We start from the raw sequence: 6,272 nt of genomic DNA, 5'->3' as shown, positions 1-6,272 counted from the left end.
GCAATCAACCCACCCACTGCCGCCAGCGGCACCACGCCGAGCACCAACACGGCCTGATGAAACTTGCCGAATTCGGCGAACAACAGCACGGCCATGATCGCCATCACCAACCCCAATACGACGATCAACCGCGCCTGTGCGCGCTGTTCGTTCTGGAAATTGCCGGCCCATTCGAGGTGATAGGTGGATGGGTCGAAATGCACCTTTTCGTCGATCTGCTTTTGCGCATCGGCCAGATATTCCGACAACGCGCGATCACGATTGTCGATGCGAATCGTGAGCTGACGCTCGCCGTCTTCGTGCGAGATGGTGCTCTCGCCCGTGGCAAGCTTGATATGTGCCACTTCCTTCAGCGGCACCTGCGCACCAGTGGCCGAGGTGAGCGGCAGTTCACCCACCGCTTCCAGATTGTTGGCAACGTCATTGGCGACGCGTGCCGTGACGTTGTAGGTGCGATCGCCCACATACACCTGCGTGATCGGCGAACCACCAATGGCCGTCTGGATCAGGTTGGTGATGTCGCCGACGTTGATGCCGTAGCGCGCCGCCGCGTCGCGATCAGCGGTAATGGTCAGCTGCGGAATCGGTGGCTCCTGGAAAATCGAGGCATCGGCGGTGCCGCGCACACCCCGCAAGACACCGACGATCTCGTTGCCGATACGGCGCAGCTCATGGAAGTCGTCGCCATAAATGCGCAACACCAGCGGGCTGTGCGCACCGCCAATCATGTCGTTCTCGCCATCCACGATCGGCTGGCTGATACCCACACTGATGCCTGGTATCTGATCCATCCGCGCCCTGAACTTGCGCAAGAACTCGGCCTTGGTCTCGCCGTGCCAGGTACTGTAGGGCGTCAGGCCCACGCCAGCCTCGACGTGCGATGGCGTCCACGGATCGCTACCGGTGTCGTTGCGGCCAAGCTGGGTCACGACGTAGGACACTTCGGGAAATTCACGCACCACTTTGCGCAATTGCGAGGTCATCTGGCTCGCCTTGTCCAGCGACAAGCCTGTCGGCATCTGCACCTGCAACCACAGCGATCCTTCATCCAGATCGGGCAGGAACTCGCGGCCGATGCTGGCGCCGAGCAACAGCACGCCGCAAAACGCGACGATGGCGATGCCGTAGGCAAATGGCAGGTTGTGCAGCAACCGGCCCAACGTATGGGTAAAGCCTTCCTGCAGACGCTTGAGCGGTTTGTTTTCGAATACCTTGCGCGGCTTTCGCAGAGCTAGAAAAGCTAGCGCCGGTGTCAAGGTGACCGTGCACAACAGCGCGGCCAGCAGGGCGTAACTGACTGTGAAGGCCATCGGCCTGAACAGCTTGCCTTCCGCATGCTCGAACGCGAACAGCGGGAAATACGCCGTGATGATGATCAAGGTCGCGAAGAAGATAGAGCGCCCCACGTGCCCGCTTACCAGCATCACGTCGTCTTCGACCAATACTTCCGTCGGTTTCATTTCGCGCTGGCGCAGAATCGCCTCGGTCACCACGATCGCGCCATCCACGATGACACCAAAGTCGATGGCCCCGAGCGAAAACAGATTCGCCGACATGTGTGTGAACTGCATCAGGATGAACACCGTCACCAGCGACATGGGAATCGCCACCGCCGCCACCAGCGCGGAACGTGGACTGCCCAGAAACAGGATCAGCACGATGCACACCAGGCCGATGCCCTCCATCACGGTATGGAAGACTTTTTCCTTGGTCGCATTCACCAGGTCGTCACGGTCGATGTACGGCACGATCGTTACGTCTTGCGCCGCCAGCTGCTTGTTCAACGCTGCCACCTTGGCGTGGACGCCATCCAGCACGCGCGAGGGATTCTCATACTTGAGCAGGTCGACAATGCCTTCGATGGTGTCCGGATTGTTGTCTTTTCCGAGAATGCCTTCGCGCACCTGATGGCCGTAGCGCAGCTTGCCCAGGTCACGCACCAGCACCGGTACGCCGTTGTTTTGCGTGACCACGATGTCGCCGAGATCCTTCAGCGAATGCACCATGCCAACGCCGCGCACGATGTACGACTGCTCGCCACGCGTAATGCGACCACCGCCGGCGTTGGAGGTGTTGGCGGAAATCGCCGCCGTCACCTGATTGACGCTAACGCCATAGTGCAGCAGTTGCGCGGGATCCAGTTCCAGCTGGAATTCCTTGGTGAAGCCGCCGAAGTTGTCGACATTGATCACGCCGGGCACCTGCTGCAAAGCAGGAATCACGATCCAGCGCTGGATCTCCGACAGTTGCATCAGGTTCTTCGAGTTCGATTCGAGCGTGTAGCGATAGATTTCGCCGGCCGGCCCGCTCACCGGATCGAGTCCCGGCGACACACCTGCGGGCAGCGTGACCTGGCTGAGACGCTCCTGCACACGCTGGCGTACCCAGTAATCGTCGGAGCCATCCTTGAACACCATGGTGATCAACGACAGGCCAAACGTGCTGCTGGAACGCATGCTCACCAGGTTCTGTGTGGTGGCCAATTGGCGTTCGAGGGGAATGGTGATCTGCTGTTCGATCTCCTCCGCCGCAAGGCCCGGTACCTGCGTCGTCACTTGCGTCGTAACGTCGCTCAGTTCCGGATACGCCTCGATCGACAGCTGCGTCCACGAGTAATAGCCGAAGCAGATGACGAGAACCGTCACCACCATGAACAACCGGCGTTTCTCGAAGCAGAAGCGGAACAGCTGGTTAACCCACATTTCCCTCTCCCCTCCGTAGCGAGGACGTTGATCCATTCGTCCTGGCGTGCGATGCGCAGTGAGGGGAAGCGAAGGCGTACTTGGCGGTACGTCGAGCTTGCCCGAGGAAGCAGCGCGCGTCAGGGCGAATGGAGCAGCGGCCGCAGTAGGAAGCGAGAGGGAAATGTGGGTTAGTCATTGAGCAGCACTCCGCCGCGGACGATCACGCGATCACCCGCCTTCAGGCCCTTGAGCACGCGTGTATCGCCGCCGTCGTCGTAGCTGAGGTCCACCGTGCAGCGCTCGAAGGTCCAGGGCGATACTTCGACGAACACGCTGATGTTGTCGTTGTTCATCAGCAGCGCCGATTCGGGTACGAACACCTCTGCCGGTTGCGGCACACTGATGCTGGCGTTGGCGTACATGTTGGGCTTGAGCTTGCCGTTCGCATTGGCAAACACCGCGCGCACCAGATCGCGGCGCGTATCTGCCTGCAGCACCGGATTCACGAACGCCACCGTGCCATGGAACACCTGGCCTGGATAAGCAGCCAGCGCGGCATTGACCTGCTCGCCCTTGGCAAGCAGCGCCACGTCGCTTTCCGGCACGTTGGCTGTAATCCATACCGAATCGAGATTTGAAATCGTCATCATTGCCGCGGTGGCGTCGTTGACGTACGCGCCGGGCGACACCGACAGCGCAGTGACGTAGCCGCTGGTCGGCGCTGTGATCTGCATCAATCGCTGCGTCGCGGCGCCTTGCGTACCGCCCACGGCGGCAAGGCGCGTCTGTGCACGATCGAATTCCGCCAATGCCTGGTTGTAGCCGCTCTGCGCCGATTCCAGGTCCTTGGTGGCATTGCCACCTGCTGCTTTGACGGCGCGTGCGCGGTCGAGCGATTTCTTCGCAAGATCCAGCGCATCGCGCGCTTTTTCGAGATCCGCATGCGCCTGCGCGAAATCGCCGGAGTCCATAACGGCCAGCAGCTGGCCTTTCGTGACATGGTCGCCCAGCCCCACTTTCAACTCCGTCAGCCTGCCCGTGAGCGGCGGCAGCACGTTGGTGGTGTGCGTGGGATCGGCTTCCACATTGGCCGGAAACACCATGGCGTGCGGCGCCTGGCGTGATTCCACCGATTGCACAGCGAGTTCTTTGCGCAGCGGTGAACCTTCCGGAACTTTGATCAGGCCATTTTCGACGGTGAATGCCGGCGGCTGTTCCGCCGCATCATGGGCGCCATGCGAGCAAGCAGCCACGCTCAGAGCAAAAGTGATGGCGACCGCAAGCCGCCGTCCATGTGTTTTCAGCAGGTACAGCATTGGTTTGTTCCCCATCGATTCGGCGCGCTGGCGCTCCTGTGACACGAGGCCACAGGCGTGTTGCAAAACGGTGAAGGGAACAAGGCAAAGCCTTGCGTATCCCTGACCGCGGTTTGGCCGTCCACGACCACCGCATCAGGAATCCGCGGCAGTCAGCTAAACGGGACTAATAGTCGGAGGTTCGGCTTGCGTATGACTGTCCAAGTTCAGGCTTTTCCTTCGGCAACGGTGTGATGGCCATTGGGTTGAACCAGCCGGCCTTGCAACAGACCGGCGCGCTCCAATGGCAGATAGGCGATCGCCGCCAGATGTGAATGGATACGGCGCAAATCGCGCAGGATGCGCAGGTACACGTCGCCACCACCGCCGTCGCGCTGCTGGCGCAGCTCGCGGATGTGCCGGTCGGAGGCATCGTTTTCCTGGCGCCACAGCAATTCCTTGCGTTCCATCAATTGCTGGGCGGCACGCAGATCGCCGCGCATGAATACGGCAAGCGCCAGGCGCAGGCTTTCCATGATCTGGCCGTGCATGGCGGCAAGATCCTGGATATCGTCGGCAGAGAAATCCTGCCCGCGCTGCGCTTTCTTCGTCGCGAATTCCACCAGGTTGTTGGCGGTGATATCGCCGATGTGTTCGATGTTGATCACGAAGGCGTGGATTTCCTGGCTGCGTTCGCCATCTTCTTCGTTCAATGCTTCGCCGCCGAGATCGGCCAGGTATTGACGAATGGCCACGCCAAGTCGATCCAGGCACGGATCCATCTTGCTGATGGCGGCGGCACGCGCGCTGTCTTCCTTGCCAAAGACTTCCACCAGCCCCTTCAGCATATCCTCGACCATGTCGGCCATGCGCATGGATTCGCGCTGCGCATTGACCAGCGCCACGCCGGCGCTTTCCAGTGCGGCATCTTCCAGATACAGCGGCACGCCCGGATCGGCCGGCTGCGGCGGCTCCGGCAGCAGGCGCACCAGCCATTGCGCGAGCTTGTTCACCGGCAGCAGAAAGATCAGCGCCAAAGCGAGATTGAAAGCGGTATGGAAATTCACCGCGATACGTGCGGGCGAATCGCCCAGCGCCGACAACCAGTGCGACATCGTATGCAATAGCGGCAGACAAATGATGCAGCCAAACGCGCGCACCAACAGATTGCCGAGCGGCAACCTGCGTGCGACTGGCGTGTGTGCTTCGAGCAGGGCCGGCAAGGTGCTGCCGAGATTGGCGCCGAGCACCAATGCCATCGCGCCGGGTGCATCCACCACGCCGCCGGTGGCGAGCGACACGATCAGCAACACTACGGCGACGCTGGAGTGGCACATCCAGGTCAGCAATGCGGCAAGCAGTACGGCAAACACCGGCTCATCCGCGAGTGCACGCATGCCAATCTTGAGCAGCTGCGCGTTTTCCATCGGCGCCATGGTCAGCACCAGCAGATGCAGCGCCAGCAACATCAAACCGAGGCCGATGCCGACGCGGCCGATGTTTTCATAACGCACGTCGTCGCTACGGCGATGCAAGGCGGTGCCGAACAGAATCAACACCGGCGCGATCAACGCGATATTGAACGACATCACCTGCACGATCAGCGTGGTGCCGACGTTGGCGCCGAGCATTACCGCCAATCCCGGCGCGAGCCCGAGCATGCCGTTCGCGGCGAACGACGTGGCCATCATGCCGGTGGCCGTACTGCTCTGTAGCAAGGCGGTGATGCAGATGCCGAACGCGAAGGCGCTCGGCCGGGTACCGAGAAAGCGGCCCAGCGAACGGCGCAACATGCTGCCGTAACCGCGCAGCACGCCACTGGTGACCATGTGCGTGCCCCACAAAAGCAAGGCGACATAGCCGGCGATGTCGAAGAGTGCGAAGGTGCCGTTCATGGGCGGCCTCCCGAAGTGTTCACGTAATCTGTGTGGCCGTCATGCCCGCGAAAGCGGGCATCCATTTTCAAAGATGCATCAGAGCAAATGGATTCCCGCTTTCGCGGGAATGACGGCGCCTGAAGTGTTTACAACCAGGCCCGGTAGCGGCGCATATAAAGCACCTTCACCGCCTGCGTCAGCGCGCAGTAAGTCACCACCGTAGCTGCCAGCCAGCCGAAATACGCATCCGGCAAATGCACCATGCCGATCTTCGCGCCGATACCGGTGAACGGAATGATCATGCCGATTACGATGATTGCCGTGGTGAGGCCCAGCACCGGCGCCGCGGCGATGCTCTGCAGGAACGGAATCCGGCGCGTGCGGATCATGTGCACCACCAGCGTCTGCGTGAGCAG

Annotated in this window: 3 protein-coding genes and 1 pseudogene; all 4 read right to left on the bottom strand. The window is 61.1% G+C overall.

Features of this window, described 5'->3' with window-relative positions; translation table 11 throughout:
• A partial coding sequence (locus VJR68_RS19870) for a CusA/CzcA family heavy metal efflux RND transporter (RefSeq protein ID WP_324150455.1) occupies positions 1-2,702 on the bottom strand: 2,702 nt, incomplete at its 3' end.
• A gap of 170 nt (positions 2,703-2,872) precedes the next feature.
• The gene (locus tag VJR68_RS19865; RefSeq protein WP_324150453.1) at positions 2,873-4,000 is read right to left on the bottom strand and encodes an efflux RND transporter periplasmic adaptor subunit; all 1,128 of its coding nucleotides are present in this window, start codon (positions 3,998-4,000) and stop codon (positions 2,873-2,875) included.
• Positions 4,001-4,206: 206 nt separating this feature from the next.
• On the bottom strand, positions 4,207-5,874 hold the full coding sequence (locus tag VJR68_RS19860) for a Na/Pi cotransporter family protein (RefSeq protein WP_324150452.1): 1,668 nt from the start codon (positions 5,872-5,874) through the stop codon (positions 4,207-4,209).
• A 128-nt stretch (positions 5,875-6,002) separates the two neighbouring features.
• Positions 6,003-6,272, bottom strand: a pseudogene (locus tag VJR68_RS19855) (magnesium-translocating P-type ATPase); the annotation flags it as partial.

The organism is Dyella sp., from assembly GCF_035277725.1.
Taxonomy (GTDB): domain Bacteria; phylum Pseudomonadota; class Gammaproteobacteria; order Xanthomonadales; family Rhodanobacteraceae; genus Dyella_B.
The sequence above is the reverse complement of the archived record's forward strand: the minus strand, read 5'-3'. Positions and strand labels throughout refer to the sequence as shown.

Excerpts from the sequence above, each read along its gene's own strand:
- VJR68_RS19865 (WP_324150453.1), bottom strand. The coding sequence starts at position 4,000 with ATGCTGTACCTGCTGAAAACACATGGACGGCGGCTTGCGGTCGCCATC.
- VJR68_RS19860 (WP_324150452.1), bottom strand. The coding sequence starts at position 5,874 with ATGAACGGCACCTTCGCACTCTTCGACATCGCCGGCTATGTCGCCTTG.